The 26,247-nt window shown below is 60.8% G+C and carries 27 protein-coding genes, 2 tRNA genes and 1 pseudogene; 17 read left to right on the forward strand and 13 right to left on the reverse strand.

The window, feature by feature from the left end; genetic code table 11:
- Window positions 1-31: 31 nt before the first annotated feature.
- Window positions 32-427, forward strand: coding sequence for a hypothetical protein (locus VB672_RS12350; protein WP_329784486.1), 396 nt, complete (start codon window positions 32-34; stop codon window positions 425-427).
- 12 nt (window positions 428-439) lie between these two features.
- Here the strand turns inward: VB672_RS12350 and VB672_RS12355 are convergent, their stop codons facing one another.
- From VB672_RS12355 to VB672_RS12360, 3 genes are all read right to left on the reverse strand, one after another.
- A complete protein-coding gene (locus VB672_RS12355) occupies window positions 440-1,324 on the reverse strand; it encodes a GGDEF domain-containing protein (RefSeq protein WP_329784487.1) in 885 nt (294 codons plus the stop codon).
- Window positions 1,325-1,555: 231 nt separating this feature from the next.
- Window positions 1,556-1,816, reverse strand: a complete 261-nt coding sequence (locus VB672_RS22620; protein ID WP_442932016.1) for a PilZ domain-containing protein — start codon at window positions 1,814-1,816, stop codon at window positions 1,556-1,558.
- Between the two features lie 388 nt (window positions 1,817-2,204).
- Window positions 2,205-3,386 (reverse strand): calcium-binding protein, encoded by a 1,182-nt coding sequence (locus VB672_RS12360; protein ID WP_329784488.1) that lies wholly within the window; start codon window positions 3,384-3,386, stop codon window positions 2,205-2,207.
- Window positions 3,387-3,609: 223 nt separating this feature from the next.
- On the opposite strand from VB672_RS12360, the gene VB672_RS12365 reads away from it, so the two are divergent.
- The 4 genes from VB672_RS12365 (at window position 3,610) to VB672_RS12380 (ending at window position 4,570) form a co-directional block, all read left to right on the forward strand.
- Window positions 3,610-3,867, forward strand: a complete 258-nt coding sequence (locus VB672_RS12365; RefSeq protein ID WP_329784489.1) for a DUF6894 family protein — start codon at window positions 3,610-3,612, stop codon at window positions 3,865-3,867.
- Window positions 3,868-4,053: 186 nt separating this feature from the next.
- Window positions 4,054-4,130: transfer RNA gene (locus VB672_RS12370), tRNA-Pro, on the forward strand.
- A gap of 37 nt (window positions 4,131-4,167) precedes the next feature.
- Window positions 4,168-4,473: an ETC complex I subunit gene (locus VB672_RS12375; protein WP_329784490.1), complete on the forward strand. Its 306-nt coding sequence runs from the start codon at window positions 4,168-4,170 to the stop codon at window positions 4,471-4,473.
- Between the two features lie 20 nt (window positions 4,474-4,493).
- Window positions 4,494-4,570: transfer RNA gene (locus VB672_RS12380), tRNA-Arg, on the forward strand.
- Window positions 4,571-4,627: 57 nt separating this feature from the next.
- On the opposite strand, the gene VB672_RS12385 is transcribed toward VB672_RS12380, so the two are convergent.
- The 3 genes from VB672_RS12385 to VB672_RS12395 all read right to left on the reverse strand — a co-directional run bounded on the left by VB672_RS12385 (window position 4,628) and on the right by VB672_RS12395 (window position 6,753).
- Window positions 4,628-5,914, reverse strand: coding sequence for a hypothetical protein (locus tag VB672_RS12385; RefSeq protein ID WP_329784491.1), 1,287 nt, complete (start codon window positions 5,912-5,914; stop codon window positions 4,628-4,630).
- Window positions 5,914-6,177 (reverse strand): hypothetical protein, encoded by a 264-nt coding sequence (locus VB672_RS12390; protein WP_329784492.1) that lies wholly within the window; start codon window positions 6,175-6,177, stop codon window positions 5,914-5,916. Before VB672_RS12390 ends, VB672_RS12385 begins: the two co-directional genes overlap by 1 nt.
- A gap of 315 nt (window positions 6,178-6,492) precedes the next feature.
- On the reverse strand, window positions 6,493-6,753 hold the full coding sequence (locus tag VB672_RS12395; RefSeq protein ID WP_329784493.1) for a hypothetical protein: 261 nt from the start codon (window positions 6,751-6,753) through the stop codon (window positions 6,493-6,495).
- Window positions 6,754-6,826: 73 nt separating this feature from the next.
- Here VB672_RS12395 and VB672_RS12400 point away from each other — a divergent pair, with 73 nt between their 5' ends.
- The 10 genes from VB672_RS12400 to VB672_RS12445 all read left to right on the forward strand — a co-directional run bounded on the left by VB672_RS12400 (window position 6,827) and on the right by VB672_RS12445 (window position 16,195).
- Window positions 6,827-7,090: a helix-turn-helix domain-containing protein gene (locus VB672_RS12400; RefSeq protein ID WP_329784494.1), complete on the forward strand. Its 264-nt coding sequence runs from the start codon at window positions 6,827-6,829 to the stop codon at window positions 7,088-7,090.
- A 296-nt stretch (window positions 7,091-7,386) separates the two neighbouring features.
- A complete protein-coding gene (locus VB672_RS12405) occupies window positions 7,387-8,160 on the forward strand; it encodes a hypothetical protein (protein ID WP_329784495.1) in 774 nt (257 codons plus the stop codon).
- Window positions 8,161-8,337: 177 nt separating this feature from the next.
- Window positions 8,338-8,562 carry a helix-turn-helix transcriptional regulator gene (locus VB672_RS12410; RefSeq protein ID WP_329784496.1) on the forward strand — a complete coding sequence of 75 codons (225 nt, stop codon included), beginning with the start codon at window positions 8,338-8,340 and terminating at the stop codon, window positions 8,560-8,562.
- Complete coding sequence (locus VB672_RS12415; protein WP_329784497.1) at window positions 8,559-9,173, forward strand: hypothetical protein; 615 nt, start codon at window positions 8,559-8,561, stop codon at window positions 9,171-9,173. The genes VB672_RS12410 and VB672_RS12415 overlap by 4 nt, the downstream gene beginning before the upstream one ends.
- On the forward strand, window positions 9,170-9,481 hold the full coding sequence (locus VB672_RS12420; RefSeq protein WP_329784498.1) for a hypothetical protein: 312 nt from the start codon (window positions 9,170-9,172) through the stop codon (window positions 9,479-9,481). Before VB672_RS12415 ends, VB672_RS12420 begins: the two co-directional genes overlap by 4 nt.
- Window positions 9,474-11,681: a hypothetical protein gene (locus VB672_RS12425; RefSeq protein WP_329784499.1), complete on the forward strand. Its 2,208-nt coding sequence runs from the start codon at window positions 9,474-9,476 to the stop codon at window positions 11,679-11,681. The genes VB672_RS12420 and VB672_RS12425 overlap by 8 nt, the downstream gene beginning before the upstream one ends.
- A 942-nt stretch (window positions 11,682-12,623) precedes the next feature.
- A complete protein-coding gene (locus tag VB672_RS12430; RefSeq protein ID WP_329784500.1) occupies window positions 12,624-13,043 on the forward strand; it encodes a hypothetical protein in 420 nt (139 codons plus the stop codon).
- Window positions 13,044-13,137: 94 nt separating this feature from the next.
- Entirely contained in the window at window positions 13,138-15,168 is a 2,031-nt protein-coding gene (locus tag VB672_RS12435; protein WP_329784501.1) for a phage tail tape measure protein, read from the forward strand.
- Window positions 15,169-15,179: 11 nt separating this feature from the next.
- A complete protein-coding gene (locus VB672_RS12440) occupies window positions 15,180-15,407 on the forward strand; it encodes a hypothetical protein (protein ID WP_329784502.1) in 228 nt (75 codons plus the stop codon).
- Window positions 15,408-15,610: 203 nt separating this feature from the next.
- Window positions 15,611-16,195, forward strand: a complete 585-nt coding sequence (locus VB672_RS12445) for a recombinase family protein (RefSeq protein WP_329784503.1) — start codon at window positions 15,611-15,613, stop codon at window positions 16,193-16,195.
- 97 nt (window positions 16,196-16,292) lie between these two features.
- Here VB672_RS12445 and VB672_RS12450 read toward each other — a convergent pair whose 3' ends face one another.
- Together VB672_RS12450 and VB672_RS12455 are read right to left on the reverse strand one after the other, a co-directional pair.
- A complete protein-coding gene (locus VB672_RS12450) occupies window positions 16,293-16,520 on the reverse strand; it encodes a hypothetical protein (RefSeq protein ID WP_329784504.1) in 228 nt (75 codons plus the stop codon).
- A 618-nt stretch (window positions 16,521-17,138) separates the two neighbouring features.
- Window positions 17,139-18,164: a hypothetical protein gene (locus tag VB672_RS12455; RefSeq protein ID WP_329784505.1), complete on the reverse strand. Its 1,026-nt coding sequence runs from the start codon at window positions 18,162-18,164 to the stop codon at window positions 17,139-17,141.
- A gap of 125 nt (window positions 18,165-18,289) precedes the next feature.
- Between VB672_RS12455 and VB672_RS12460 the strand changes: the two are divergent.
- Window positions 18,290-18,370: pseudogene (locus tag VB672_RS12460) on the forward strand (hypothetical protein); the annotation flags it as partial.
- Between the two features lie 33 nt (window positions 18,371-18,403).
- Here the strand turns inward: VB672_RS12460 and VB672_RS12465 are convergent.
- From VB672_RS12465 to VB672_RS12480, 4 genes are read right to left on the reverse strand one after another with little or no spacing between them, the layout of a single operon-like run.
- Entirely contained in the window at window positions 18,404-18,592 is a 189-nt protein-coding gene (locus VB672_RS12465) for a hypothetical protein (RefSeq protein ID WP_329784639.1), read from the reverse strand.
- 25 nt (window positions 18,593-18,617) lie between these two features.
- The gene (locus VB672_RS12470; RefSeq protein ID WP_329784506.1) at window positions 18,618-21,872 is read right to left on the reverse strand and encodes an error-prone DNA polymerase; all 3,255 of its coding nucleotides are present in this window, start codon (window positions 21,870-21,872) and stop codon (window positions 18,618-18,620) included.
- Between the two features lie 20 nt (window positions 21,873-21,892).
- Entirely contained in the window at window positions 21,893-23,395 is a 1,503-nt protein-coding gene (locus VB672_RS12475; protein ID WP_329784507.1) for a Y-family DNA polymerase, read from the reverse strand.
- Window positions 23,313-24,068, reverse strand: a complete 756-nt coding sequence (locus tag VB672_RS12480) for an ImuA family protein (protein ID WP_329784508.1) — start codon at window positions 24,066-24,068, stop codon at window positions 23,313-23,315. The genes VB672_RS12475 and VB672_RS12480 overlap by 83 nt, the downstream gene beginning before the upstream one ends.
- 293 nt (window positions 24,069-24,361) lie before the next feature.
- On the opposite strand from VB672_RS12480, the gene VB672_RS12485 reads away from it, so the two are divergent.
- Complete coding sequence (locus VB672_RS12485; protein WP_329784509.1) at window positions 24,362-25,375, forward strand: LysR family transcriptional regulator; 1,014 nt, start codon at window positions 24,362-24,364, stop codon at window positions 25,373-25,375.
- A 236-nt stretch (window positions 25,376-25,611) separates the two neighbouring features.
- On the opposite strand, the gene VB672_RS12490 is transcribed toward VB672_RS12485, so the two are convergent.
- Complete coding sequence (locus VB672_RS12490; RefSeq protein WP_329784510.1) at window positions 25,612-26,193, reverse strand: hypothetical protein; 582 nt, start codon at window positions 26,191-26,193, stop codon at window positions 25,612-25,614.
- Between the last annotated feature and the right edge of the window lie 54 nt (window positions 26,194-26,247).

Genomic DNA, 26,247 nt, shown 5'->3' on the forward strand with positions numbered 1-26,247 from the left:
TCCAACCTGGATGTTCAGGAAATCAGGATCGATGGCCGCTTCCTTGGTTGCGGCTTTTCTCCCGATGTCCGTGATGGCGGAGGTGGGCCCGCACGCTCTGATGAACGTCTCTCAGGAGCTGCTTCGCGCCTACAATACCGAGGACGCTCGGGCCCTCCATGGTCTCCTCTCCCCAGCCCTGCAGGTGAAGTATTCGGTCGAGGCGCTTCACGTGCTTCTGGCCCAATGCCGGGCCATGACCCATGAAATCGACCGCTTCAGCATTCCCTCCTGGGGAGGACGCCGGTACGGGTTCTTCGGCGTCTATGCCGAGTTGAAGGTTCTCGAGATGATCCTGGAGATCGACGAGAACGAGAAGATCATCCATTGGGCTGTCACGGACGACGTGACATCGGGCGATCAACACTGCACCGTCAACGGGTCCTGACAGCTCCGGCGCCTACGCGAGCGTCGACGTCGCCACCTGATTGCGCCCGTCGTTCTTCGCCTGGTAGAGCAGGTCGTCCGCCCGCCGCAGCAGGCTCGAGAGATCCTTCTCATCCGATTCCCGCTCGACGACGCCGAAGCTTGCCGTCACCACGCCCGGATCGAGCCGGGCGATCGATTGGCTGGACAGACCCTTCTGGATCCTTGTCGCAAGCGCGACCGCCTCGTTCAGCGAAGTCTTGGGCAATATGATGCAGAACTCCTCCCCGCCAGTGCGGGCGAAGAGATGGGACGTCCGCAATTCGCCTTTCACGAACCGTGCCACGCCGACCAGAACCGCATCGCCTTTCGCATGACCATAGCGGTCATTGATGGCTTTGAAACGGTCCAGGTCGAAGAGAACGGCGCAAAGTGGGGTTTGCATCCTTTGCGCGCGGGCGATCTGCTCCTCGGCACGACTGACGAGCCAGCGCCGATTGCCGATTTCGGTCAAGGGGTCCGTCTCTGCGGCCCTCGCCAGGTTGTTCAGCGTCAGATCCAGTTCCTCAAGAGTCTCCTGGACCTGATCGAGCATCATGCCGGCTTCATCGGACAGGTTGCGGGGCAGGGCGGGTAGTTGCTTGTTCTGTCGATAGTCGCCGAGTGCCTGGAAGACCACGCGCACAGGCTCCAGCATGCCGTGGACGAGGAAGAAGGTGATTGCCGTGCCGGCGAGGGTCGCGAGGAGCAGCACGAGAAGATCCGCCCAGCTCTCCCAGCCGAATGCCGGATTTTTGATCACGGCCCAGATCGCGAAAGTGATGAGGGGAATGTGAGTGCCGACGAAACAGATCAGCAGGACCCGGCCCGCATAGCTGCGTGGCCGCTTCAGCTTGTTGAAGAGACGGTAGATTCTCATGGCTGCTCATCCCGTTCACGATGGTCGGACGTGATCGCTCCGTAACGGAACACGGTCCTTTGCCCGATTCATGCTGGATTGGGAAGATTGCCCTACAGACATGACAAGCTTTTTGTGGATCGCCCATCGGGCCGTCGGGCCTAGAGCATGCTCTCTCAACGAGCGGACTCACCATTTCACGAGCATGGCCCGGCCTATCGCTGACTTGGTCCTTCGAGGCTGTGCGATTCGCTAGTCCGTAAATCGGGCCCCGTAATGCACCCCGGTTGTCCAGACCAGCTTGACCTTTGCTTTCGCATCCTCAGACGGAATCTGAAGTTCGAATTCCAAGGGAACATCGGCGGGTGGGGTCACGACGAGACGCACGCCGACCTCCGAAAGGTCCCACACCGTGCATCCGATCGGTTCCTGAGCGGCGTACCCTGCAATCCATCCTTCCAGATGGGTGAGATGGCGCGGACTTGATCGACGCTCGGGTATCCGATGGCTCATGCTTGCGATCCTGCATCTGAGGAAGGGGCTCTTCTATAAGGCGAAGCTGGCGTGAGGATGGTCATGGAACTGTTGGGCTCATGTGCGGCGGTTCTGCCGGACCCGTAGGTCAAAAAAGAAGCGCCTCCCGAGGGTTGGCGCTTAGGTTCGATCCGTAGGGGCAAACCTGGATCGGAGTTGGGATTATGGCCTGATCGTTGACGGAGGGAAGGACCCCGTCCATGGTCATGGGAGGTATGGAACACCTCGGAAGAAGGAACCATCGGGATAGGTGCTGCAGCCATGGCCGCCGGCCATGGGACGATCATAGAGGGGGAGCGCGAACCGGGCCCGCAACAGGCGCAGGCGCCCGTGCTCCCTCTGGCGGCTCGGTTCTCCTCGGGCGCGGTTATATGATCAGCACGTCCAGGTTGGTCATTCTCAGCCCTGTGGACAGCTTCGCCACCACGACCTGCTCGGTCGTGCCTGTGCCATCCTGATCATAGTAGAGCACGCCGTTGCCGCGGTCGTAGATGATCCGGTCGGTTGCGTCATGAGCCTGTGTTCCGGTCCAGAACGCCGAGGACTTCAACTGACCTTCATTTCCTAGACCTGTGAAAACCCTGTTGTTCAGCCAGAAGGTGTCATTGGCAACGGAGAAGTCTCGGACCGTGTCCACCTCTGCCGGGTCTGTCGGCATTGCGTTATAGACGAAAGCATCCTTGCCTGAGCCGCTGCGAAGATTATCCGCGCCCGCCTCACCGTAGAGTCGGTCGTTGCCGCTTCCACCGCTCAGAACATCGTCTCCGGAGCTGCCATACAAGCGGTCATTGCCACTGCCGCCGCTCAGAACATCGTTCCCTGAACTGCCATAGAGACGGTCATCGCCACCGTCACCATAGAGGCGGTCGTCGCCAGCTTTGCCTGCTAGACTGTCATTGCCATCGCCCCCATAGAGGGTGTCGATTCCGATTTCGCCATAGAGACGGTCACTACCGTCTTCCCCATAAAGGCGATCATTCCCATCTCGGCCGTAAAGCCGGTCGTTCCCAACACCCCCCAAGATCCGGTCGTTGTTCACGGATCCAAAGAAAGCGTCGTCGACATTCATGTGCTGGAGCTGGCCGTAGAGAGGGGCTTCGGATCGGCTGACGCCGACGGGGAGGCTTTTGGTCCAGTCCAACCCGACGGAATGAAGCACCGATGCGACGACCGAATTACTGTTCAGATCATATCCGGGAAGCTCTCTGAAGATATCGAGGCTATAGCGCAGATCGGCCTTGTCGATGTTTGCAGCATGCTGGACCATGACCTGCCAGACATCGTTGGCATCCCTGCCGCCGAGATCCAGAACCGTACGATGTCGCTCCTCGGGCGTGTCCGATCCTCGCCGGTCCGGGGATGTCGCGAGGTTCTCACCGGCAATCGTCCCAAGGTCGTCATCGTTCACGAGGGAGCCGCGGATGACCTTTTCGGATATCACACGACCTTGCTCGTCGGTCTCGGTCTTGACGAGATAGAGATGAAGAAAGCCGCTGTCGAAGTCTTCGAATTCGACGGGCTTGGCTTCAATGGCGATGACGGTGGGCATGGTAACTCCTTAACCAACTCGGAGATGCTGACGCCGTCCCGAGGGATGGCAAAATCATCAACTTTGCTGGAGCCTCTGCCGTTCCATGCCGGATAAGACTTCGTAGAGCACCAATTGCGAAAGTAAATAACGTGTCATGTCAGGATGTTAGGAAGATTTGAGCGCGTGAACAAAGACTGCACTCCCTGGTTGATAGCCATAGTCCTGCTGATCTGGAGTGCTGATGCCCCGCTTCTTCTTCGACACATTCGATGGGGAGGAGTATGTCCCCGATGAGAACGGCCTCGATCTGCAGGATGTCGAGGCGGCCAAGCTGGAGGCTCAGAAGGCCCTTCCTGACATGGCGAGAGACGCCCTGCCGAATGAAAATTTTCGCTCCTTCGTCGTTAACATCCGTGATGAGGCCGGTCAGACGGTGATGCGGCTTGCCCTCTCGTTGGTCGTCGAGGAAGGAACTCTCGACGACAATCTGCCATCTTGAGGTCTCATGGCACGATGCCGGTCACGTCGGCCCATCCGACCCCGGGTCGCGAGACCGGAATGGAATGGATTCGGAACGTCCACCGGACGTTCCCGAGAGCTTCCAGTCCCGACGGTTCCATTTCGGAACCGGAGCCCTTGCGCTTCAGTTCCCAGAACGTTAGAGAAACCAATCTGTTGAGGATAACGGGGTGTAGCGCAGTCTGGTAGCGCATCTGCTTTGGGAGCAGAGGGTCGCGGGTTCAAATCCTGCCGCCCCGACCATCTTCACCGGTTGAGTCTTGGAGAGAGTCCAAAACCAATGCCTGCACGGATCTACAAGCCCGCCAAGTCCGCAACGCAGTCCGGAATGGCCCGGACCAAGCAATGGCTTCTCGTTTTCGAGCAGGACAAGCCCCGTGAGATCGAGCCCCTGATGGGTTGGACGAGCTCGGGCGATACCCGCCAGCAGCTCCGCCTGTGGTTCGACACCAAGGAAGAGGCCATGGCCTATGCGGAGCGCGAGGGCATCGCCTACCGGGTCGAGGAGCCTCACGAGGTCAAGCGGCGGACGATTTCCTATTCCGACAACTTCAAGTTCAACCGCGTCGGCCCCTGGACCCACTAGGGCAGGGCCCTCGGCCGGATGGCTCCGTAGCTCAGCTGGATAGAGCAGCCGCCTTCTAAGCGGCAGGTCGTAGGTTCGAGCCCTACCGGAGTCGCCAATCTTATCAATAACTTAGCTGGACTGAGCGGATCTCATTCAGACAAGGCGGCGGCAGTCATTCAGACAAATTGTCCGAATTTGTTCTCACGGAGCGCCGCTTTTTCGTTGCTTCGATGATCTGTTTTTGGGTCCGCTTAACGTAGGTCGGCAGTATCTTCGCCGACTTGTGGCGCGAGATCGCGCGCATCTGGGAATCGGTCAAGTCCGCGTCGCCCATCTCTGTCATGCCGCCATGTCGGAATGAGGTCAGGCTGAGCTCATCGCGCAGGCCGGCCAAGCGGATCATCCGCTTCGCCTCGTGGGTCATGTAGGATAGGTCGCCTGAGGCTGTGACCCAGGGAACAGGAATGCCGGCGGTCTCGTCGATCCAGTCGCGCATCATCACCAGACCAGAGATTCGGCTGCGCCGGATTGTGTCGAGCCGCTCCATCAACTCCGGATAAAGCGCAGCGCCTGCCTCGTCGAACAACGGCAGCCACACCTCTTCGCCGGTCTTCGGATGCACCACCAGCACGTTGTCGGGGCGATCCTTCGGGCGATAATGCGCCACTTCGAGGGCTGTGAACACGTGCTCGACCCGCTGCAGCCATTCCCAAGAGATCAGGGCGGCCGTGCCGAGCGAGGTGCGGCCGTTCTCGTCGCACGCTTTGACGAAGGCGAGCAGTTCCTCGAAGGTCGCCGTCGGCGTCGGCTTGGACTTGTTGACCAGACCCATCTTCGAGAACGGATTCCGGTGCGGGATGATATCGGGCTCTGCCCGCAGCGCCACGTTCCAGGCCCGCCGGCAGGTCTTCATGGCATGGTTGACGGTGGTGCGTCTCTCGCGCCGCTCGGTCACCGGGTTCCCCCTGGCATCGACGATCGGCCGGCCGTCCTTGTCGAGGACCGGTTCATCCACATAGGCGAGAGCCTCATAGAGCTTGTCGATGACCTTCGTCGTGATGGCTTCGAGTTGGAGCGCGCCGAGCCGCCTGCCGTCTTTCAGCGTGAAATTGCCGACCATGTCGAAGCCGAGCTCGTGGGTGCGGCGCATCTTTCTCGAGATCTCGGCCCATCTGGTGCTGGTCTTATAGATCGTCACCAGCCAGTCGAAGGTGCCGGACGCCGCTCGCTGGGGCACAAAGTCCGACATGCCGCCGGTCCGCCAGGAATCGAACTGGGGCAGGAGCACATGCTCAGCATGGTCCCAGGCGGCATCCACTTCAGTGCCGAGCGCCTGGCTTCTCAAGGGGCAACCCGCCTTTTTGGCCCAGGATGGGACCTGGAAGTACCAGCCGTTTTCCCCCGATGCGAGCCGGATCCGGACGGTGTAGCGGGGGCGCGAACGCGTTGGCTTGGGCATCAGATCAGGTCCGAGACATCCTCCTTCGAGGCCTGCCGTTCGCCGGACCCGAAGCGTCGCGTGATGAAAGCGCGACATTGTTCCAATGTCCAGACCGGCTCTTTGTCCCGGCCGATACCCCGTAGGTCAGACGGGGGCGGGGCCTCGCCCCGGGTGATGGCGCGTTTGAGTTCGCCGGTATTGGCGCAGTCGAAAAAGGCGGCCGTCACGTCCGCGCGCATGACGCCGGGCCAGGCGCCATGCGGAGGGAATCGTGCTGGCAAGGCGCCGCGGGACATAGTCAGGCTATTGCTTTGCGAAGAGATTTATGGGGAATTTCGTCGAGTGTGTCGGCATGGCAAGGCGGATCTCCATTCGCTGGGCTGAATGTTGAGCCCTGCGACAGATCCACCATCAGCCAAAGGAAGCGCGCAAACCATGACGGTTAAGCAGCTCAATTCTGCATTCTATGCGTCATGCTGCGATGAAGAGCGGCGCTTTGCCTTGCCCCATACTCGAAGGATAGATGGCACAAACTATGTCGGCGTTAGCGCTATCGTCCTATAGCTCGATAGCGTTGCGACAGCGGGAGCGTGGGATTAGGCAGCGAGGAGGCCGTGAGCCTGTGCAGCAGCGCGCATTGCGATAGTCCAGACCCCCTTGAGGGTGATAGCCATGCGACGGGCCCACGGGAGGCGGGAGCCAACAAGCTGGCGAGCGCGCCGCACGGCCTCGCGCATGATGGCCGAGAGGGCGAAGGAACCATCGGCGCAGACGAAGCTGATGGAAGCCCGCTGCTGGCGATCATTGCGGAGATCCCGCATCGCGCTTGACCAGTTGGTTGAGCGGCGGAGAGCCATGACTTCCTCTTGCGTTTCATCCTATGTCGGTTAAATTATCCTATGTAGGTAATAAGTCAAGATAAAATATCCCATGTCAGATAAAATATACTTAGATCCGGCTCAATGCCGCGCAGCGCGCGCCCTTATCGGATGGTCTAGAGAAACACTCTCCGAGCGTTGCGGCGTTGCGGCATCAACACTGGCTGATTTCGAGGCGAGCAAGCGCACGCCTTATGCTCGGACCCTGGTAGATGTCCGGAAGGCCCTTGAGGCTGGAGGGGTTGAATTCTTAGAAGCAAAGACGGGCACGGCCTCAGGGCCGGGCGTGCGGCTTGTGGTTTCGGTTGCCGAATAGAGCATATCCATATGGCTCGCGATCCAACCAAATTTCATCATGGCAAGGACGCTGCTCTTGTCGCTGCGCTTCTATTCCCGGAATCGCCGTCCCCAGAGCGCGCGCTCCCTGCTCAGACCTGGGAGGACTGGCAACAGCCATCAAGACCTATTTCTCTCGATGAGGAGGTTACGAAACTTATCCGGCGCACGCGAGCGCCTGCGATGCGTTCACAGCAAGAACTGCAGGGGCTTGGAGTGTCATGCCCCTACTACACCGCGAGGCTATACACATTGCACGCTGTCTATCAGGCGAGCATGGCGGTCGAGGATATTATTCGGGACCGAACCCAGACAGCTCCTCGCCTAAAAGACATGGCGGAGCGCGCCGCACGGCTGTCTCGTGACCTGCGGGCCTTTGCCAAAGATCATAACAATTGGACACTGGCACCTTTACCTGGGCCTTATTCCGAACGTCCTGACGATCAAGCCATCAATCAGGTACTTGGTCCATCGTCTGCTGCTTTCCGAGACATAGAAAAGGCAGCGGACGGTCTGGACCTCGTTCATACGTTTGCCCTCTCGCGCAAAGAACGTATCGCGCCTCCCAACCGTAACGGTGATGTCTGGGGAATCGCGTTCGCGACCCATCTTGGATATCTCTGGCACCTTCTCACGGGAAAAGAGCCATCCTCCTCCTCGACCATATTCATTCGCTTTGTCGAGCAAGCTTTCATCAGCTTGGGAGGGGAGAGAGATGCCTGGGAAAGCCAGATCCGCACCGCAATTGAGAATGTCGAAGCGCGGCCTGAATGGGATCGGTTTGATCGGCTTGAGAAGGCTCCAGATCCTCCAGGCACCAGCTACATCACGCTGGACGATATGAAGGCCCGATGGGGGCGATCAGCCAACGCCTGGGAGCGCGATGTACGAGAGGCATATGAGCAAGCCCAGAACGGTAGTGAGATCGCTCTACGTCTTCTGGCGCTGTCATATGCCAAGGCCGGCAAAAAGGGGAAGGCTTTTATCGAGAGCCTCGGCTGGAGGCCATCGCCTGCAGTACGGCAGCAATTCGATGATGACAACGCATGATGTTTGTCCTGCTCTCTGAGAGGGCATAAACGTAATGTATGACGGTTAGAGCCATCGGCTTTCTCTGCGAAAGTACATGAGGCTTTAGGGGTGAGATAGGGGCGCTTTACTGTCGTTCTATAAGTGAGTTCATCGCTCGACACTCCCGCTCATCGCAATCGAGCGTGAGTGAGATAGATGAACTCCGAAATTAGTCCGCATCCCGACGCGCTTTTGACCGAAGCGCAAGTCGCCCACCTTCTCTCCATTTCCACCCGCACGCTCCAGGCATGGCGCGTGCGCGGCACTGGTCCGATCTTCGTCAAGGCCGGGCGCAGCGTTCGCTATCGTCAGCGCGATCTGGTCGCGTGGATGGGGGCTAACTCAACCCAGCAGACGACGAGCCGGGAGGTGGAGCAATGAGAACTGTCCCGAAAGTCTCGACTGTTCGCATCGATGAGCCCGATGGCACTCACAGTCATGCCGCTTGGTGTCCCTGGTGCGAGGATCTGCACTATCATGGCATGGGTGCCGGCAATCGTGCGCCGCATTGCTATGACCGCACAGGCTCCCCTTTCCAGACAACGGGCTATGACCTTGACGTGACCGGAGCTGCGGATCGGGCCGAGGCTGCGATTCCTTCCGCTCCTCTGGCCAAGCGGCAGCCACTGCGTGCCAGGTTGAATGCCGATGCCGCGCGGTTGCTCTCGCTGGTCGGCTCGATCCTGATCGGACAAACTCGCCCGGGATCGACGATGGTCAAGAACCTGGCCCATGGCAAAAGGCGGGTTGTCGTGTGGGGCAGGCGCTGGAATCTCGGACGCCCTGAGAAATTCCATCCCGAATCCGAGGGCGACAACCTGCTGACTTTGGGAGCAGCGCTCAACGGCATCTCCGAGGGCGTGGTGGCTGTTCGGCTGATCGAGACTGCGACAGGTGCCCGGCTCGATGCGACGGCCGTTCTGGATGTCCAGAGGGCGGTTGACGCGTGGGTTGCTCGCGGGGCTCCCTCCAATGCGGGGCGGCGCTCATGAAGGACCATCGCCGCATCGCCTATCAGCGCATTGCCGCCTCGGCTCTCTCCAATGCCGAAAGCATCGTGAAACGATGGCTTCCGGACGGCCGTCGCGAAGGGGCCGAATGGGTCGCTCGCAACCCGCGCCGGGCGGATCGCAGCCTCGGCTCCTTCAAGGTGAACGTCCGCACCGGCAAATGGGGCGACTTCTCATCGGGGGACAGGGGCGGGGACCTCATCGCGCTCGCAGCCTTCATCTTCAGCCTGAACCAGGCCGAAGCCGCCCGCAACGTGGCGGACATGCTGGGGGTCGCTCTGTATGAGTGATGATCCTTTCGCCCCGCTCTCCGGTGCCGGCCGCCCGAAACAGGACAAACCGGACTTGGTGGCCGTCGTCCCGGTGCCGCCCGATGCGCCTTCACCGCCTCAGATCCATCCCAAGCTCGGACAGCCGGCTGCCTCCTGGACCTATTTGAACGGCGATGGACAGATCATCGGCTATGTCCATCGTTTCAACCAGACCGATGGGGAAAAGCAGTTCCGGCCGCTGGTGCTGTTCAGACCCTCGGCAGGTGGGCCTCTCGCATGGCGTTGGGAAAGCTGGACGAACCCTCGGCCTCTCTATGGCCTTGATCTGCTCCAAGCCCGGCCGCATGCGCTTGTTGTGGTCGCGGAGGGCGAGAAGTCGGCCGATGCCGCCAGGAAGCTGGTGCCGGGCTGTGTGGTCGTTACCAGTCCGAACGGATCGAAGAGCGCGGCCAAGGCCGATTGGAGTCCGCTCAAGGGGCGCGCCGTCATCATCTGGCCTGATGCCGACGCGGTGGGCCTGGCCTATGCCGGGACGGTTGCGCGGCTTGCCCTGGAGGCCGGGGCGGCGTCCGTTGCCATCGTCAGCCCACCGGAGGGCGTGGAGCCCGGATGGGATGCGGCCGACGCCTTGGACGAGGGATGGGACGAGGAACGCGTGCGCGGGCTCCTGGCGGCTGCGAGGCCGGCCGGGCAGGGGAACACTCCAGAAAACGATGCGGCGGCTCCTGTGGCCGCTTCCGAGGGCCGTAAGGCAGGGGGAACGCGCAAGCGCCGCTCGACTCCACGGGAGCGGCGCCCCACACAGAGCGAGAAACTCATCGGCCTGACGGCGGATTGCGATCTCTGGCATGGGCCTGACAGAGAGGCGCTATGCACCTTTCCGGTTGGCGACCATCGGGAGACATGGCCGATCCGCTCCTCTGCCTTCAAGCAATGGCTATGTGGCCGGGCCTATGATGAGTTGGGCTTGGTGCCCGGCAATCAGGCGGTTGAGGATACGCTACGCGTACTCGAGGCCAAGGCGATCAACAGAGGGCCGGAGCGCAAGCCATGGCTGCGCGTCGGCCATACGGAAGACGGCAGGCTCTATCTCGACCTGGGAACAAAGGACTGGTCCGCTATCGAGATCCGGTCGGATGGTTGGAGCGTGCGTCAGGAACATGATGGACCCTTCGTTCGCTCCAAGGCGCTGTGGCCCCTTCCGCTGCCGGAAGCGGGCTATGACATTAACGAGCTCCGGCGCTTCGTCAACGTCGCCAATGATGACGATTTCATCCTGGTTGTTGGATGGTTGATGGCTGCTCTTCGCAGCAAAGGCCCGTATCCAATCCTCGTGGTGAATGGTGAGCAGGGCTCGGGTAAGTCAACGTTCAGCCGGTTGCTGCGCTCGTTGGTCGATCCGAACGCCGCGCCGATCCGCTCGGCTCCGAAGGATGAGCGTGACCTGATCGTCTGGGCAAGCAATGGGCACGTCATCGCCATGGACAATCTGTCGAAGGTCGATTCCGAATTGTCAGATGCGCTCTGCCGCCTTGCCACGGGTGGTGGCTCCTCTACCCGCAAGCTGCATACCGATACCGAGGAGATCATCTTCTCGGGCGCTCGGCCGATCATTCTCAATGGTATCCCCATGCTAACGGACCGGCCGGACTTGGCGCAGCGGGCTGTCAGCATCAGGCTCAGGGCGATTGCCGAGGATGAGCGGCAGACGGAAGATGATTTCTGGGAAGCATGGGCAGAGGTTGCTCCTCGGGTGTTGGGGGCCTTATGCGATGGGCTGTCGGCCGCGGTGAGGCGGGTTGGCACCGTTCGTCTGGAGCGCATCCCCCGGCTTGCTGATTTCGCCAAATGGGTCACGGCGGCTGAGCCGGGCCTTGGCTGGGAGGATGGCACGTTCCTTCGAACCTATAGCGGCAACATCCAGGATGTCGCTGACTCGGCCTTCGAGGCGAACCCGGTCGCGGTGGCGATCCATGCCATGCTCTGCGAGCCGTCATGCGGTGAGTATGGCTGGAGGGGCACAGCAACCGAATTGCTCGATGCCTTGAACCAGCGGGCCTCTGAAACGCAGCAGCGCTCTTACGCCTGGCCCAAACTGCCTCAGCAGCTCGGCAATCAGTTGGAACGCATTGCCCCTCTCCTGCGGTCAAAGGGATTCCACTTCGAGCGCAAGCACTCAGGCAATCGTCAAATCATTCTCACCCATCTGTCCCGCTGAATTCTCCTCGCTCCCCGCACCCCTCTGCTCCCCTGTAACCAGGATGTCCGCCACTGTCCTAACCCTCATCCGGGGGCGGAAATGATCCGGTTCAGGAGAGGGTTTAAGTGGGGCGGGCTGCTGATGCCTTCCTCGCCCCCAACCGGGGACCCCACCCCCCTATTTAGGGACCGTATCCCGGGATTCCCTCTTCTACGGGCAAATAGCTCCTGGGGTTTCAGCAGTAGGTTACCTTGCAGGCGGTACACGCATTTGACTCCTAAGCACGCGTGTTGCACGCGTTCGGCACGCACACGATGCACGAAAGCGTGCACTGAGAGCGGCGGCCGAGGCTGCGCTTTGCGGTTGTGATCTCGCATGAGCGGTCTCTGGACCGAGGGGAAGATATGCACCCGTTGCAAGGCTTTGATGGACAGCTCTGGACAGTTGTGGACACCTCGGCCCCTTCGCTCAAACCATTACATTCCTTGATATTGGACGGCTTGTACAGCTTGGACGGCTCTTATTCTATTTAATGAATAGAAGAGGAGATTGAGCGCGCGCGAGAGACACCCGTGGACACGTGCGGGTCGGGATGGCCGGGGGTGCGGGGGGAGGAAAAGAGACCAACAAACAACATGCATAATTAGACAGTAGGGCCGAAAAGCTGTCCAAGCCGTACAGCCGCTCGCGAAAACTGTTGCTGCTTAAGGAGTTCAGCCCTGTTCAAAGCCGTCCAGTTTGCCGTCCATGAGGCGTCCAGGTGCCGTCCATCGGCGCGATGCCCGGCAAAGCAGAGCGGTGCTCTTCATCGCAACATGACGCATGGGATGCGGAATTGAGCCGCTGAACCGTCATGGTCTGCGCGCTTCCTCTGGCTGATGATGGATCTATCGCCGCGCCGAAATTTCAGCCTGTCGAGCGCCTATCCGCCATCTTGTAATCATCCGAAGAGGAATACCCATGCACCAAAACTCCATGCTCCTCATTGAGGACGAATCGGCCGAAGCTCCTGCTGCGGGTGTCATCCCGCTCACCTTCGCTGGCAACAAGCCACGCACCGAGGTTTTCGCTCTCGATCATCATCTCCGGTACGGGGAGCGGGTTATCACGACTCTGGAAGTCCACCGGATGACGGTGGCGCAAGTGGAGGCATTCATCCATGCACTTGCGACAGACAGCGAGACCAGCATCACCGCCTACATGGTGACCTTGTCTGGCGGCGATCCTGTTCCGCCAGAAGTCTTCAAAGGGTTGGATGACGACGATGACACGCGCCTTTTCGAGGTCATGCAAAGTTTTTTGCCCCGCCGCTTGCAACGGGTTCTCGCGCAAAGCCCGTTCATTGGCGACGCTATGTCACCGTCGTCGCAAGCAGACTGAACCAGAGCTTCAATGATCTTCGGGCCCTCGAATGGCTCGACCTCCTCGCCTGGTATGAACAGGCCTTGGTTCTCGATCTGTAGGAGTTGCCATCATGGCCAACAAGGTAAGCACTCTCGCCGTTCGTTTGAAAGACGAGGTATCGGGCCCAGCCCGGAAGGCCTCGCGATCCATCCGGGATCTTGACCGCGCGGCGAAGAATGCCAAGGGGGGAGTGGGCCCCAGCACAAGCGCCATGGGTGCAGGTGTGGGGCGCGCTGCTCTCGCGTTCGGCGGCGCGGCTGCTGGGGCTTATGCTTTCGGCCGGGCCATCAGCAGCACCGTGACCAAGACGGCGGATCTGGATCGGCGCATGACGCGCTTGCGTCTGACGGCCGGAGCCTCAGCGTCCGAGATGGATCAGGCAACCATCGCGCTCCAGAAACTGGCTGTTGAGACGGCGCACCCGCTCGATAATGTGACCAGTGGTCTGGAGGCCCTGGTGGCGGGCGGGCGATCCCTGGGTGATAGCATGGGGATGATCGGAGCGATTGCCCGTACGGCGCAGGCCTCCGGCTCCGAGGTGGAAGACATCGCGAAGACGGCCGATAGCGTCAGCATGAATTTCAAGATTGCGGGAAAGGACATGCAATCGGCCTTCGACATCATGGTGGCGGGTGGCAAGGCCGGCCGCTTCGAGTTGAAGGACATGGCACGGTATCTGCCCTCGCTTGCGCCGGCGGCCGCAGCCATCGGCCTTAAGGGGACCGAAGGGCTGGAGCAGATGATCGCCATGCTGCAAATTGTCCGCAAAGGCACTGGCACGACGGAGGAGGCCGCTACCTCCATGAGCAACATCTTTCAGAAGATGGAGAGCGAGGAGACGGCCAAGAAATTCGGCAAGTTCGGAATCAACCTTCGCAAGGAGATGAAGGACGCCAGAAAGAATGGCCGCAATTTGCTCGAGGTGTTCGAGGAGCTGACCGCGAAGGCGCTTAGCGGCGACCTGTCGAAGCTGCCTCAGCTTTTCACCGACGCGCAGTTCGCGACAGGCATGCGGGCTCTGCTGACGTTCCGTGGCGAATGGCAGAAGTTGCAGGCCGAGATGCACCAGAACGCTCCCGGTGCAGTGATGAAAGATTTTGGCGCGGTGACGCAGGGAGTGCGAGCCGAACTCGACCGGATCAGCGAGTCTTGGGACGCTCTGCAGATCAGGATCGGCAAGAAGATGGAGCCTGCCGTCTTGGGTGTGCTGCAAAGCATCCGGGAGCAGATGGATGGAACGGCCATTCCACAGGCGCAGGAAATGCCTGTGGTGCGACCCGGTATGAACCCGGCTTCCGGCCCGGACACGGATCGCCGCAATCGCCCCGCGCCTGGCAGTGGCGGCAATCGCTCGCGCCAAGGCAATGGGGCTCCGTTCGATCCTGCGGCGGAAACAACGCGCCGGTTCATGAATCTCTGGGCAGAAGGCCAGAGAGCGCAGAGGGCGCGAAAGTCGGGGGGGGCCGTTAGCTCCGGTGAGCAGTACGTTACTCAGGTCAGCGTGCCCACCATGATTGAAGACATCCGCGCCCGTGCGAAGGCGGCGGGCGGCATTACAGCCGGCGAATCCATCCGCCAGCAGATGACGGCCGAGACGAGGATCGAGAAGCTGATTGGCAATTACGTTGCCAGCCAGCAGAACAACAAGAGCCTCGGCCTGCCGCCATCCAGGTTGGAGCAGGGAACGCTCCGCGCCAACCTGGAGGATCAGGTCCGGACGATCTTGAACAACGAGTTGGCGCGAGAGGGGAAAGGGCCTGCAAACAACGAAGCGGTTGCGAGTCGAGTTGATGGTCTCTTCCGCTTGATCGAAGGGCATCTCAACGGCTTATCGCAGAAGGTGGATACCTCTCAGGTTTCAGCCGTCCAGGGAGCGGCGACCGAGGCCGGGCAGGCGATCCAGGGACTTGGCTCGCCTGTTGCTGTCAACATCGACGGCTCTGCGATCCGGGCTGTCCTGGCTGATGTGAGGGCACTTAATGCGGAGTTGGCAAAGGTCGGTCCTGGCATGCAGGCCGCAAGCGTGAATGTCGAAAGCTCGTTCGGGCGGCGCTTTAATTCGCGCAGAGATGGCTCCTTTGCCGATTGGGAACATTCATAGGGAGGGCAGCGATGGCACAGGAGAGGGACAGGGCCGCTTTGGCTCAAGCCCGCGAAGAGGGAATAGCCGAAGGGCTGAGGCTCGCCAGTGAGCGGATTTCCGCTTACCTGGAATATCTCTCAGGAGATCCTCACTCCTATGTGGCCGAGGTGATCGCCGGGCGGATCACAGGCGAGATGGTTGCGCCCGAGCTTAAGGATCGGGCCTCCGCGATGCGCATGACCGGGATAGCCCATTGAAGGGAGGCTGGACCGACAGGGCCCCGCCCCCATACTGGTACGGGCTGCGCTGCTCGGCCCTGCCTCTCGTGTCGCAAACGGGTAGTCCCTAGCGCAACAGTAAGCCACTCCCTCTAAATACGTCGCAATAGGGTTGAAATGACATATTTGCGACAATATGTTGCGATTGATCTAGAGCTAAATGCGACATAGCAGAGGCGACGATGGCAGTTTTCGGTTACGCACGGGTCAGCACATCGGACCAGGACCTGACGCTCCAGGAAGAGGCGCTCCATCGCGCCGGCTGCGAGAGGGTCATGTCGGAGAAGGGCTCCGGCACAACTCGCGAAGGCCGCAACCAGCTTCGCATCCTGCTGGACTTCATCAGGGCCGGTGACACCATCATGGTTACCCGCATCGACCGCCTGGCCCGCTCCATCGCAGACCTCCAAGACATTGTGCGCGAATTGAAGGCAAAGGGTGCTTTCCTCAAGGCGACCGAGCAACCGATCGACATGAGCACGGCGGCGGGCAAAGCCTTCCTCGACATGCTGGGGGTCTTTGCCGAGTTCGAGACGAACCTGCGCCGGGAGCGCCAGCTCGAGGGCATCGCCAAGGCGAAGGCGAACGGAGTCTATCGCGGTCGTAAGCCCTCTATCGATCCCGTCGAGGTGCGCCGGCTGCACCAGGAGGAGAAGCTGGGGCCCTCGGCCATCGCCAAGCGCCTCGGCATTCACCGTGCGTCTGTCTACCGGGCGTTGGAAGAGGGCGGCTTGAACGGGAGCAAGCCTGCTCTGGTCGCTCCTTAATCGAGCGGCAGGAGATTTCGCTGTGTTCTTGCTGAGAGTCTTAGGTTTGCGAAGTATCCATTCAAGATTACGGCTTCACCGCTCCCGGCTTTGCCTATCACGCTGATGTATCGTCCGGACCGATATCATTCTGGGCAGTAGCAGAGGCCTCGCCTTTGGTTCGGGAGGCGTAGACTTCTGATGGCAAGAGTTCATGTGCTGGTCTTGCTCTTGCATAATCCTCCTTCGACCATTCGGGGTTGTCAGGATCTTCCGCGATTTGTGCTTGGATCGCGGCTTCTTCCTCGTCGCTGATTTCTTGTACCGGACGCTTGGAATGCGACATGGCTTATTCTCCCCTACACGGGATCGCTGTGCTTGCTTGCCGAACTGGCTGATATAGGGAGCGGCTCCTAGCGCTGTAACTCAGGGCGGCTCGGAGAGAAACCAGTCTGTTTTGGTCGCCTTCTCGAAGAATTTATAGGGGCGATCAAAACAGCCTCGCGCTTAATGGCCGGTGCGGCTCTCTATCATGATGGATCAATCCCAGCCCGCGCGGCGCTCCTCCTGCCAGGAGGGCGAGCCGTGTCGGCGCCCCCTTCACCTGCGAGGCCACACATGGATCAATCTTCCATAGTCACGCTCATTGCCGGGCTTGGCGTACTCACCGGCCTGGTGCGGTCGCTCACCCTGCTGCTCTCGGAATTGCACCGGTGGCGACGGCGATGATGATACGAGGATCGCCGGCACTCCGCTCCTGCCTGTTAAAGCCTGTCAAAAGCTTTCATGTGAAAGGCGGATGAGGCCAAGCCATCGCTCTTATGCTGCGAGATATCGGGTGGCCGGGGCGGCTCTCCTTACGCTAGCAGATGCGCTCACGCGTCTGCTGTCCGATAGCAGGAGGTTATCGGACAGCAGAAAGGGTATTCAGGTTATAATGCCTTAGCGCTCTAGCACTGTAGCGCTACAGTGCTTTGCCGCTGCTCTTGGATTGTCCAGCAAGGCGAAGCACGTCGGCAACGAGATGGGCCACGATGTTGGTGAGAAGCGGCTGGCCAGGATCAGGGCTTGCAACGAGGCGCTCGGTCTGGATGACATGCGCCTTGACAGCCAGGCCCGCGAGGGTCTTGGCGGGAATGCGGTGCATGGCGAATTGCACCTTTTCGACCTCGTCATACAGCTCGTCCTCAGTCGCAGGATCGTCAAGCTGGGCTATGAGGGCATCGAACTCTTTGCCGAGGCGGATCAACTCGGCATCGGCTCCGGAGTTTGGGACGGGCACGATGCCGGGAGCGGACGCTACGAGATCGCGCGCTATCGAGAGCGAGAGTGCTGCGGGCGATCCCTCCTCCGTGTGGAGGCGTTCCGATAGCTCCGTCTCAAGACTTTCGGGATGGGCGCTGGCGCATTGGGCGCAGAGCGCCTTCGCCAAGCAGCCCGCAAGCGTTGTCGCGTGTGAGGTTGCGATCCTGTCGAAGAGCGCCTCTAGCTGGTGGAAGAGAATGGAGTCCTGCTCCTCAGCGTCCGCGAGGCCCGATTGCACCCGAGCCTCCTCTCTTGCGGCTGTCCAGCAGTCCCAAGCTTCGACAATGGCCTTGGCACGGGCGTTGGCCCTAGCGTCCGGTATTCTTCCGGCTCCATGACGGGGGCTGAGAACCATCTGCATGATCGGCTGGCGAAGTCGCTCGATGTCATCCCCATACCACAACCGCCCCTTCCAAGGGCTATTGGTAGGGTGGATTGGCAGGAGCGTATAGTCGCCTCCTTTGACGAAGATCTCTTCGGGCGGATTGGAGGGGTAGGTTTCGTGGTATCGGAGATCGGCTGGGTCGCCTATCTCAGCCCAGAACCGATCCCGCTCCACGTACAAGCCGAGATACTGACGGCAAAGGGCAATGAGATCGGCATCGGCTCCGGATGCGTCTGGCAGGGCGTCCGCGAGATCCTTGAGCGCCGCACGATGAGAAAAGCCTTCTTGTCCACGATTCATGAGCATGGCGTACTACTCCCATGTTTTCTAAAAACGACAGAGTTTAACTTTTCAGAAATAAACCTTGTGTCAACTCGGTTTCCGACAGTATTTACGTTTTCCGACAGTAATCATAAGCTAGCAATATGACTCCTGCTCAATCCCGGGCCGCTCGTGGCCTCCTCAAATGGAACCAAGATGATCTAGCTCGTGCATCAGCAGTGAGCGTGGTGACGGTTCGGAATTTTGAGAACGAGAAGTCATCTCCACAACGCGCGACCATTCATGTCATGCAGCAAGCCTTTGAGCAGGCGGGAGTTCTTTTCATTGAGCAGAATGGGGAGGGGGCAGGCGTTCGGCTGAGAAAAAGACGGGATTAAATGATTAGTTTCTACGTTATCCAAGGCTATTCCATCTTTTAGTTGCTTTAAGTCATCTTCTGTGATCATGACGAGATAATCAGTGATCTGCCTCTTACCTAAAGTCTCGCGTAGCAACTTTGATCTCGAGTACGCTGTCCTGATCATGTCGGCAGATGTCGGGCTGAGACGGGTTCCCGAGTGAGTCGCCTCTAAGAATATCGCGGACACCAATCTTACTTTCGTCCCCGCGGCCTCTTCTGAGACGCAGCTCGCCGTCACGATCCGCCACGGAGCGCAAGAGGTCGGACAGGTCAATGAAGTGCTCGGCAATGAGGTGAGTGACACCTCCTTCGCGCTGGAGCCTTCCGCGGCAGCCGATCATGCCGGATGACAGGATCAGCCGCCGGTGCGTCTCGAACACCGTCGACCAGATCACGAGGTTGGCAACGTCGGTCTCGTCCTCGATGGTCATGAAGGTCACGCCCTTGGCGGAACCCGGCTTCTGGCGCACCAAGACGAGGCCCGCCACTGTAATCCGCTGACCGTCCCGGGCACGCTGCAGATCCTCGCAGGAAGCGATGCGCCGTTCGGTCAGTTCCGGCCGAAGGAAGGAGACAGGATGCCGGCGCAGCGTCAGTCCCTTGGAGAGATAGTCCTCCACGACCTCGCGGCCTTCGGTCATAGGGATGAGGTCGACCTTGGGCTCGATCACCTCAGGCTGGATCGTGCGCTCGCGCTCGTCTGCGGCGGCAAACAGCGGCAGCACCTCGTCCGACAATCCTTCGATGGTCCATAGGGCGTCACGGCGCTTGATGCCGAGCGACCCGAAGGCGTCGGCCTCGGCCAGGCGGCTAAGAGCTGTTACCGGAAGACCGGCACGCCTCCAGAGATCCTCAATGGACGCAAACGGCTTCTCGATACGGACGATCGGAATCATGGCGGCATCCGCATTGGCCAGACCATGCACCATCCTGAGGCCGAGGCGGACGGCGAACCGACGCGGGTTCCGGGTCTGCTCCAGGGTGCAGTCCCAGCGGGAATGGTTGATGTCGACGGGGCGTACCTCGATGCCATGGGCCTGAGCGTCCCGCACCAGCTGAGCCGGGGAATAGAAGCCCATAGGCTGGGAGTTCAGGATGGCACAACAGAACACGTCCGGATGGTGGCATTTCAGCCAGGACGAGGCATAGGCGATCTTGGCGAAGCTCGCCGCATGGCTCTCCGGGAAACCGTAGGAGCCGAACCCCTCGAGCTGCTTGAAGGTGCGCTCGGCGAAGGCGGCGTCGTACCCTCGGGCGGTCATGCCTTGGATCAGTTTGTCCCGGAACTTTGAGACGCCAGCCGTGAACTTGAAGGTCGCCATGGCGCGCCGGAGCTGATCCGCCTCGGAGGGTGTGAAGCCGGCGCATTCGATGGCAACCCGCATGGCTTGCTCCTGGAAAAGCGGCACGCCGAGTGTCTTCTCCAGAACCCGCTTCAGCTCAGGGCGGGGATATTCCGGTGCCTCCCGGCCCTCTCGCCGGCGCAAATAGGGGTGCACCATATCGCCCTGGATCGGCCCAGGGCGGACGATGGCGACCTGGATGACGATGTCATAGAAGGTCTTAGGCCTCATCCTCGGCAGCATGGCCATCTGAGCCCGGCTCTCGATCTGGAAGGTGCCCACCGTGTCGGCCCGCTGAATCATGGCATAAGTCGCCTGGTCCTCGCCCGGGATGGTAGCCATGTCGTAGTCTTTACCTTTGTGTTCGCGCAGGAGATCGAAGGCGCGGCGCATGCAGCCGAGCATGCCGAGGCCCAGCACGTCGACCTTCATGAACTTCAGGGTGTCGATGTCGTTCTTGTCCCACTCGATGACCTGGCGGTTCTCCATGGCGGCTGGCTCGATGGGGACGAGATCATCGAGGCGTGCCTCGGTCAGCACGAAGCCACCCGGATGCTGCGAGAGGTGACGCGGCGCGCCAATGAGCTCGCCGGCAAGCTCCAGGGTCATGCGCAGGCGCGGATCGTCCAGGTTGAGGTTGAGTTCCTTGGCTTCCTTGTCCGACACGCCATCATTGCCCCAACCCCAGACGAGACCGGCCAATCCTGCCGTCACATCCTCGGGCACGCCAAGCGCCTTCCCGACTTCTCGTACGGCACCCCGGGCGCGGTAGCAGGAGACGACCGCCGTCAGGGCCGCCCGATGCCGGCCGTAGGTGTCATAGATCCACTGGATCACCTCCTCGCGGCGCTCATGCTCGAAATCGACGTCGATGTCCGGCGGCTCGCGCCGCTCCTGGGACACGAAGCGTTCGAACAGCAGGTCGTGCTCGGTGGGGTTGATCGCGGTGATGCCGAGGACGAAGCACACGGCGGAATTCGCCGCCGAGCCGCGCCCTTGGCACAGGATGCCGCGCGACTTGGCGAACGACACGATGGCATGCACCGTGAGGAAGTAGGGGGCGTAACCCAGCTCTTCGATCAGGCGCAGCTCATGACGGCAGGTGGCGGCGACCACATCGGGAATGCCGTTCGGGTAACGCTTCCTTGCACCTTCCCAGGTCAGCCGCTCCAGCTTCTCCTGCGCCGTCTCGCCAGGTTCCGTCTCGGATGGGTATTGGTAACGCAGCTCGTCGAGCGAGAAGGTGCAGCGCTCAAGCACCTGACGCACACGCCGGAATGCTTCGGCATGGCGCTCGAACAGGCGCTCCATCTCGCCCGGATCCTTGAGGTAGCGGTCGGCATGCCGTTCGAGCCGGTAGCCGGCCTCGTCTATGGTGCAGCCTTCCCGGATGCAGGAGACGACGTCCTGCAAGCGGCGGCGGTCCGGGTTATGGTAGAGCACATCGCCCATGGCGATCGTCGGCACTCCGGCTGCCTGTGCCGCCTGTTCGATGGCATGCAAACGCAGGTGCTCATTCGGTGCAAAGCGTCGGATGAGTGCCATATAGGCGCGATTGCCGAAGGTGCTTTTAAGACGGGTGAGGTTTGCCGTGAGGGTGCCGTCGGCGTGGTCGCCCAGCAGAACGGCCAAAAGGCCTTCGTTCCAGGCTCCCACATCGTCCCAGGTGAGATGACACCGGCCCTTGCCGCCGCGGCTCTTGCCCAGGCTGAGCATCCGGCAGAGGCGGGAATAGGCGGCGCGATCCGTCGGGTAGACCAGAAGGGACGTACCGTCGGTGAGATCGAGCCGGCAGCCCACGACGAGGCGGATGCCCGTGTCCCGCGAGGCCTCATAAGCACGCACGATGCCGGCGAGCGAGTTGCGGTCGGTGACGCCGAGCGCCGTAATGCCGAGAAGTTTCGCCTGCTCGAACAGCTCCTGCGGGCTTGAGGCGCCGCGCAGGAATGAGAAATGCGTCGTGACCTGGAGTTCCGCGTACATCGCTTAAACAGGATGTCTGATCATGCGAAGAAGCCATGCATCCACCAGCGCCCGCCCTCGGCAGTGGGCGCATCGCGAAAGATCCAGAAGCGGCCGCCTTGCTCGGTCTCGACGCGGTAGTAATCCCGAGCGGCCGAACCCTTGTTGCCGTTCCACCATTCCGGCGTGATGCGTTCCGGCCCGTCGGCCTTTCCGACGGTGTGGCGAATCCTGCGCCAGACGAAGAAGCGGGGAGGATGGTCCGGGAGCAGGGCGGTGGCCACAACAAGCTCTGGGGGATCGAGCAAGCGCGTCGGCCGTGGCAGGTTCTCCGGCCAGACCGATCCTGTCGGCGGCGCGAGTGCCGGGATTCGGCGCGCCATGCGCTCCGGCACGAGGCTTTGGACAGGTGCAAGACGATAGACCTTCCTCATCCCGATGCGCGCCGCGAGACGATCGACGAGCTGACCCATGTCGGCTTCGCTGGCCTCCTGGTCGCCAAGTCCACGTGCCTGAACTTGCGTTTCCGTCAACGGCTCGACTTTGCTCGCGACAAGGGCAATCTCCTCGATCCCGAAGCCAGGATCGATTGTCTGCAGGCGCTCGTCGAAGAGCTTGGCGAGATGAGCCGGGTCCCGGTTGACCCTGGCTGTGCCGACCCGCAGACAAGCACTTTTCTGATCGACGCGCTGGAACAGGAGGTCAAGACGGCGGGCGCCTTCTCCGCGCCGTTCCAGTTGACGGCACAGATCTCCGGCTAAGCGCAGCACAACGGCTTTGAGATCCTCAATCCGCCCGATCGGCTCTGCGAAGGCACACGATGCCGTCGGCGCTTCCTTCGGAATCAACGGTGTGATGGGCTCAAACGCATGACCGAGAGCCTGATCAAGCCGCAGCGCCACGTCTCTCCCGAAGCGCCGCACCAGCGGCGCTCGCGGCATAGCGGCCAACTGACCGACCCGTTCGATGCCGAGCCGGTGCAGGGCGCTCAGCTTGTCGGCAGCAATGCGCAAAGCGCGGATCGACAGGGTCGCTACGGCGTCCACCGTGCGGCCCGTCGGCACCACGCCACCGGCTCCATAGCGCGCCACTGCCCAAGCCGCTCCCGGAGCATCGGCGACGGCCGCTTTGGCTGCAATGCCCTGTCGCATGAGGCGGCTGGTCAGGTCTGCGAGCAGTTCTTCCTCGCTGCCGAAGAGATGCGCCACGCCGGCAATGTCGATCCAGAGACCGTCGGGCGGATCGGGCGCCACCACGGGCGAATAGCCGATGGCCCAGCGGGCCAGGTCCCTCAACGAGGCCTCGTCCTCATCCGGCGTGGCATCGACCACATGCAGATTGGGAACGAGCGCCTGTGCTTGTGCGAGTGCCATGCCGACGTGCAGACCCGCCTCCTGTGCCGCCGCACAAGCCGCGCGGACGATGCGGCGCGACCCGACGGTGTGCACGGTCACAAGCGGCTCATGACGCGGCGGCTCGCCGGTCCGCCGCCTGATCCGATCGGTCGGCCAGGTCGGCAGGTAGAGCGAGACGACCCTTCGCATCGCAGGCCTCCAGAATCCAGGTACGGGGTTCGGCGCCACGACAGCGCAGGAGTTCGACCTGCCAGCGTTCCCGTCCAAGACCTGGGGCCGGCATGAGTTCGGACAGGGCAGGAGCGATGCGCCAGCGCGTGACGGCGGCAGTCGGGAGCTGGACCAGATCCTTTTCGGCCAATGTCCACCAGCGCCGGATGACGAGAGCGGTTACACCAGTCGCTTCAGCTGCCAGTTGTAGACGGCGCGATGCGATCAGGCTCATGCGCGTGACCTCACCGACCACGGCAGCCAGTCCCTTCTCGCGCAGGCCCTCCTCGATGAGCGGCAGGATCTCCCGCTCCCGCTCGGCTTCGGCATAGATGACGCGGTCTGGGTGCAGACCGGCACGCAGGAGGCCTGGGGCGAACAGATCCCGTCGGGTCAGGCACCAGAGCACAGGCCCCTTGAGACGGGCTGCGATCCCAGCTGTGAACAGGGTTGTGCAGCCGGCAAACTCGGAGGCGAGTCCTGCCTCGATCATCTCGTGCAACGCACCTCGGGCGAGGCCGCCGCCTGGCAGATGGGTGTCGATCGCGCGAAGGCCGAAAGGCAGAGGCTTGATCCTCTGAGAGCCACCTTCGAGCCGGGCGATCCGGTGCCGCAAAGCGGCAAGCCTGTCCTGTTGCCCGGCATCATGCATGTCCCGCGCCAAATCAGTTTCGTGTTGAGGATGTTCCTATTATGTTCTCGTCATGGAATGAGTCAAATACACGCAAAAGTATCTGTGAATTGCGAGGAGAAGAGTGTTGCGTTTACCTTGTTGATACCCACCGAAACTGCACGCTACTAAGTAGCGGACCTTCTAAACATTCAAAAAGCCGCCTTTTCTGCAGGACAATCCGCGGTTACCGGCAAGCTTATATTCCTGACCATTGTAGTGTCTCATCAGTTGTGCAACGTTAATTTATAACTACCGGTTGGATGCTAACGAGTATGAGGCCCTTCGACCCTGACCAGCGCAACCTCGTCCGCTCTCCATTGGACAATGAGAACATCCTGAGCGGTCAGTTCTGGGGCGAGCTGCGGGTCTTCTTGGCCGTGGCGAAAGCCAAATCCTTCAACCGGGCCGCGGAGATCCTCAACACCAGTCAGCCGACCGTCAGCCGTCAGGTCAAGCGGCTTCAGGACCTGATGGGCTCACAGCTCTTCGTTCCCACCCAGCATGGGGTCAAGCTGACGCCCAAGGGGCAGGCTTTGGCGCAGGCTCTAACAACCCTCGACCACTCGCTCTTCGCGCTCACCAACGACCTCAGGTCCGAAAATAAGGATGCCGAGGGCATCGTCCGGGTCAGCATCACCGATGGTCTTAACACCTTCTTCGTCGCCCCTGGCGCCTCCGCCTTCGCGGCCGAACACCCAAAAATTCAGCTTCACCTCAAGAGTCCCGCCAATGTTGTGAGCCTGCGCGACAATCAAACGGACATGATGATCGGCTTCAATCCCATCGAAGCTGCAGACATCTCCATGCAGAAGCTGGGATACCTGCATTTCATCCCGATCGTGGCAAAGTCCTATATCCAGCAGTACGGGATCCCGACGCGGCTGAACTTGGCACAGCACCTCTTCCTGCAGTCCGAGTTCTACTCGGCCAGAACAGGATTGTGGGCGACCTGGAACGGCGTCGTTTCGCAAGGTCAGGTCGCTCATTTCTGCGACAACTCGATGGCCTATGGCATGCTCGTCAAAGCCGGTCTCGGGATCGGGCTCCTCGGCAGCTACACAATCCTGGAGCCGAATGCGGTTCCGCTGGAACTCGATGTGACCATCTCGGTCCCGATGTACGCCCTCGTCCTGACCGAGCGGCTGAACGCCCGACCTGTTCGCTTAGTCTTTGACTGGCTGTGCGAGATGTTTGGACCGGCGAACCCGTGGTTTGCGCCGAGACTGCGCTTGGACCCGCCGCAAAGCCGGTTCGACACCGGCATTAAGCTGCTCTTCAACCTGTGAGAGCCGGCGCTGAAGATGATGCCGGCTAATGCTTTCCGAGAGACCGAGATAGGTGTTGCCGACATCCTCGAACAGCTCGGCCAACTCGAGCGGCACACCCTCAGCTTCGAACAGCAGCTTCTGGAACATGGCCGCGTGCAGGCTCACCACCTGCTGAAGGTAGGACTGAAAGTAATCCATGATGGCGCCTGCGTCAGCGTTCTTCAGATCCGAGAGGGCGGAGGATGCATTGAAGGTCATGACTCAATCGCCTCGAACTCGGAGTGGACGTCCCAATATCCTTCGATGCGGAAAAGCACAGCGGCATCGGAGGCGGGCGTAATGGCATTGTCGGGAGGGGTCAGATGCTTGACGAGTTCGACATAGGGCTCGTCATGCCCCTCGAAATAGAGAGGGACTTTGCCTGGAGCCGGCTTAAACCCGAGCATCCGTTGCCACAGGCGGGCATAGGGAGGCTTGGCATGGGTGATCACGCAGTCATAACCCTTGCGGCTGATGTGATCGAAAATGAACTCAGCACTCCGCTTGATCACCCGCGGGTCGCGCCAGGCCTTGCGAAAGCTCGTGCGCTCCATCTTGGCGAAATCCTTGAACCACCGGATCCGGGCTGTTCCGATCGGCTCTTCGCCGGCGTACACGATGATGTGGGTCGCCTGGTAGTCGTTCCCGTCGTAGGTCTGACGAGCCGAGACGCCGTTCTCTTCCATGAAGCAGATCGCTCGGATCGCATGCGCATGAAGGAGCTGCTCGGCTGTTGTGACGACCTCGACCCGGACAAGATTGTCTTGACGGCGGACGCGGGAGGTTTCCTGATCCATGAAGGAGGCCTGTGATTTGCTTGCGAAGTGCAAGTAATGAGCACGAGGGGCCGG

The organism is Microvirga sp. CF3016 (assembly GCF_036314085.1).
Lineage (GTDB): Bacteria > Pseudomonadota > Alphaproteobacteria > Rhizobiales > Beijerinckiaceae > Microvirga.

Excerpts from the sequence above, each read along its gene's own strand:
- VB672_RS12350 (WP_329784486.1), top strand. The coding sequence starts at position 32 with ATGGCCGCTTCCTTGGTTGCGGCTTTTCTCCCGATGTCCGTGATGGCG.
- VB672_RS12355 (WP_329784487.1), bottom strand. The coding sequence starts at position 1,324 with ATGAGAATCTACCGTCTCTTCAACAAGCTGAAGCGGCCACGCAGCTAT.
- VB672_RS22620 (WP_442932016.1), bottom strand. The coding sequence starts at position 1,816 with ATGAGCCATCGGATACCCGAGCGTCGATCAAGTCCGCGCCATCTCACC.
- VB672_RS12360 (WP_329784488.1), bottom strand. The coding sequence starts at position 3,386 with ATGCCCACCGTCATCGCCATTGAAGCCAAGCCCGTCGAATTCGAAGAC.
- VB672_RS12365 (WP_329784489.1), top strand. The coding sequence starts at position 3,610 with ATGCCCCGCTTCTTCTTCGACACATTCGATGGGGAGGAGTATGTCCCC.
- VB672_RS12375 (WP_329784490.1), top strand. The coding sequence starts at position 4,168 with ATGCCTGCACGGATCTACAAGCCCGCCAAGTCCGCAACGCAGTCCGGA.
- VB672_RS12385 (WP_329784491.1), bottom strand. The coding sequence starts at position 5,914 with ATGCCCAAGCCAACGCGTTCGCGCCCCCGCTACACCGTCCGGATCCGG.
- VB672_RS12395 (WP_329784493.1), bottom strand. The coding sequence starts at position 6,753 with ATGGCTCTCCGCCGCTCAACCAACTGGTCAAGCGCGATGCGGGATCTC.
- VB672_RS12400 (WP_329784494.1), top strand. The coding sequence starts at position 6,827 with ATGTCAGATAAAATATACTTAGATCCGGCTCAATGCCGCGCAGCGCGC.
- VB672_RS12405 (WP_329784495.1), top strand. The coding sequence starts at position 7,387 with ATGGCGGTCGAGGATATTATTCGGGACCGAACCCAGACAGCTCCTCGC.
- VB672_RS12410 (WP_329784496.1), top strand. The coding sequence starts at position 8,338 with ATGAACTCCGAAATTAGTCCGCATCCCGACGCGCTTTTGACCGAAGCG.
- VB672_RS12415 (WP_329784497.1), top strand. The coding sequence starts at position 8,559 with ATGAGAACTGTCCCGAAAGTCTCGACTGTTCGCATCGATGAGCCCGAT.
- VB672_RS12420 (WP_329784498.1), top strand. The coding sequence starts at position 9,170 with ATGAAGGACCATCGCCGCATCGCCTATCAGCGCATTGCCGCCTCGGCT.
- VB672_RS12425 (WP_329784499.1), top strand. The coding sequence starts at position 9,474 with ATGAGTGATGATCCTTTCGCCCCGCTCTCCGGTGCCGGCCGCCCGAAA.
- VB672_RS12430 (WP_329784500.1), top strand. The coding sequence starts at position 12,624 with ATGCACCAAAACTCCATGCTCCTCATTGAGGACGAATCGGCCGAAGCT.
- VB672_RS12435 (WP_329784501.1), top strand. The coding sequence starts at position 13,138 with ATGGCCAACAAGGTAAGCACTCTCGCCGTTCGTTTGAAAGACGAGGTA.
- VB672_RS12440 (WP_329784502.1), top strand. The coding sequence starts at position 15,180 with ATGGCACAGGAGAGGGACAGGGCCGCTTTGGCTCAAGCCCGCGAAGAG.
- VB672_RS12445 (WP_329784503.1), top strand. The coding sequence starts at position 15,611 with ATGGCAGTTTTCGGTTACGCACGGGTCAGCACATCGGACCAGGACCTG.
- VB672_RS12450 (WP_329784504.1), bottom strand. The coding sequence starts at position 16,520 with ATGTCGCATTCCAAGCGTCCGGTACAAGAAATCAGCGACGAGGAAGAA.
- VB672_RS12455 (WP_329784505.1), bottom strand. The coding sequence starts at position 18,164 with ATGAATCGTGGACAAGAAGGCTTTTCTCATCGTGCGGCGCTCAAGGAT.
- VB672_RS12465 (WP_329784639.1), bottom strand. The coding sequence starts at position 18,592 with ATGATCACAGAAGATGACTTAAAGCAACTAAAAGATGGAATAGCCTTG.
- VB672_RS12470 (WP_329784506.1), bottom strand. The coding sequence starts at position 21,872 with ATGTACGCGGAACTCCAGGTCACGACGCATTTCTCATTCCTGCGCGGC.
- VB672_RS12475 (WP_329784507.1), bottom strand. The coding sequence starts at position 23,395 with ATGCGAAGGGTCGTCTCGCTCTACCTGCCGACCTGGCCGACCGATCGG.
- VB672_RS12480 (WP_329784508.1), bottom strand. The coding sequence starts at position 24,068 with ATGCATGATGCCGGGCAACAGGACAGGCTTGCCGCTTTGCGGCACCGG.
- VB672_RS12485 (WP_329784509.1), top strand. The coding sequence starts at position 24,362 with ATGAGGCCCTTCGACCCTGACCAGCGCAACCTCGTCCGCTCTCCATTG.
- VB672_RS12490 (WP_329784510.1), bottom strand. The coding sequence starts at position 26,193 with ATGGATCAGGAAACCTCCCGCGTCCGCCGTCAAGACAATCTTGTCCGG.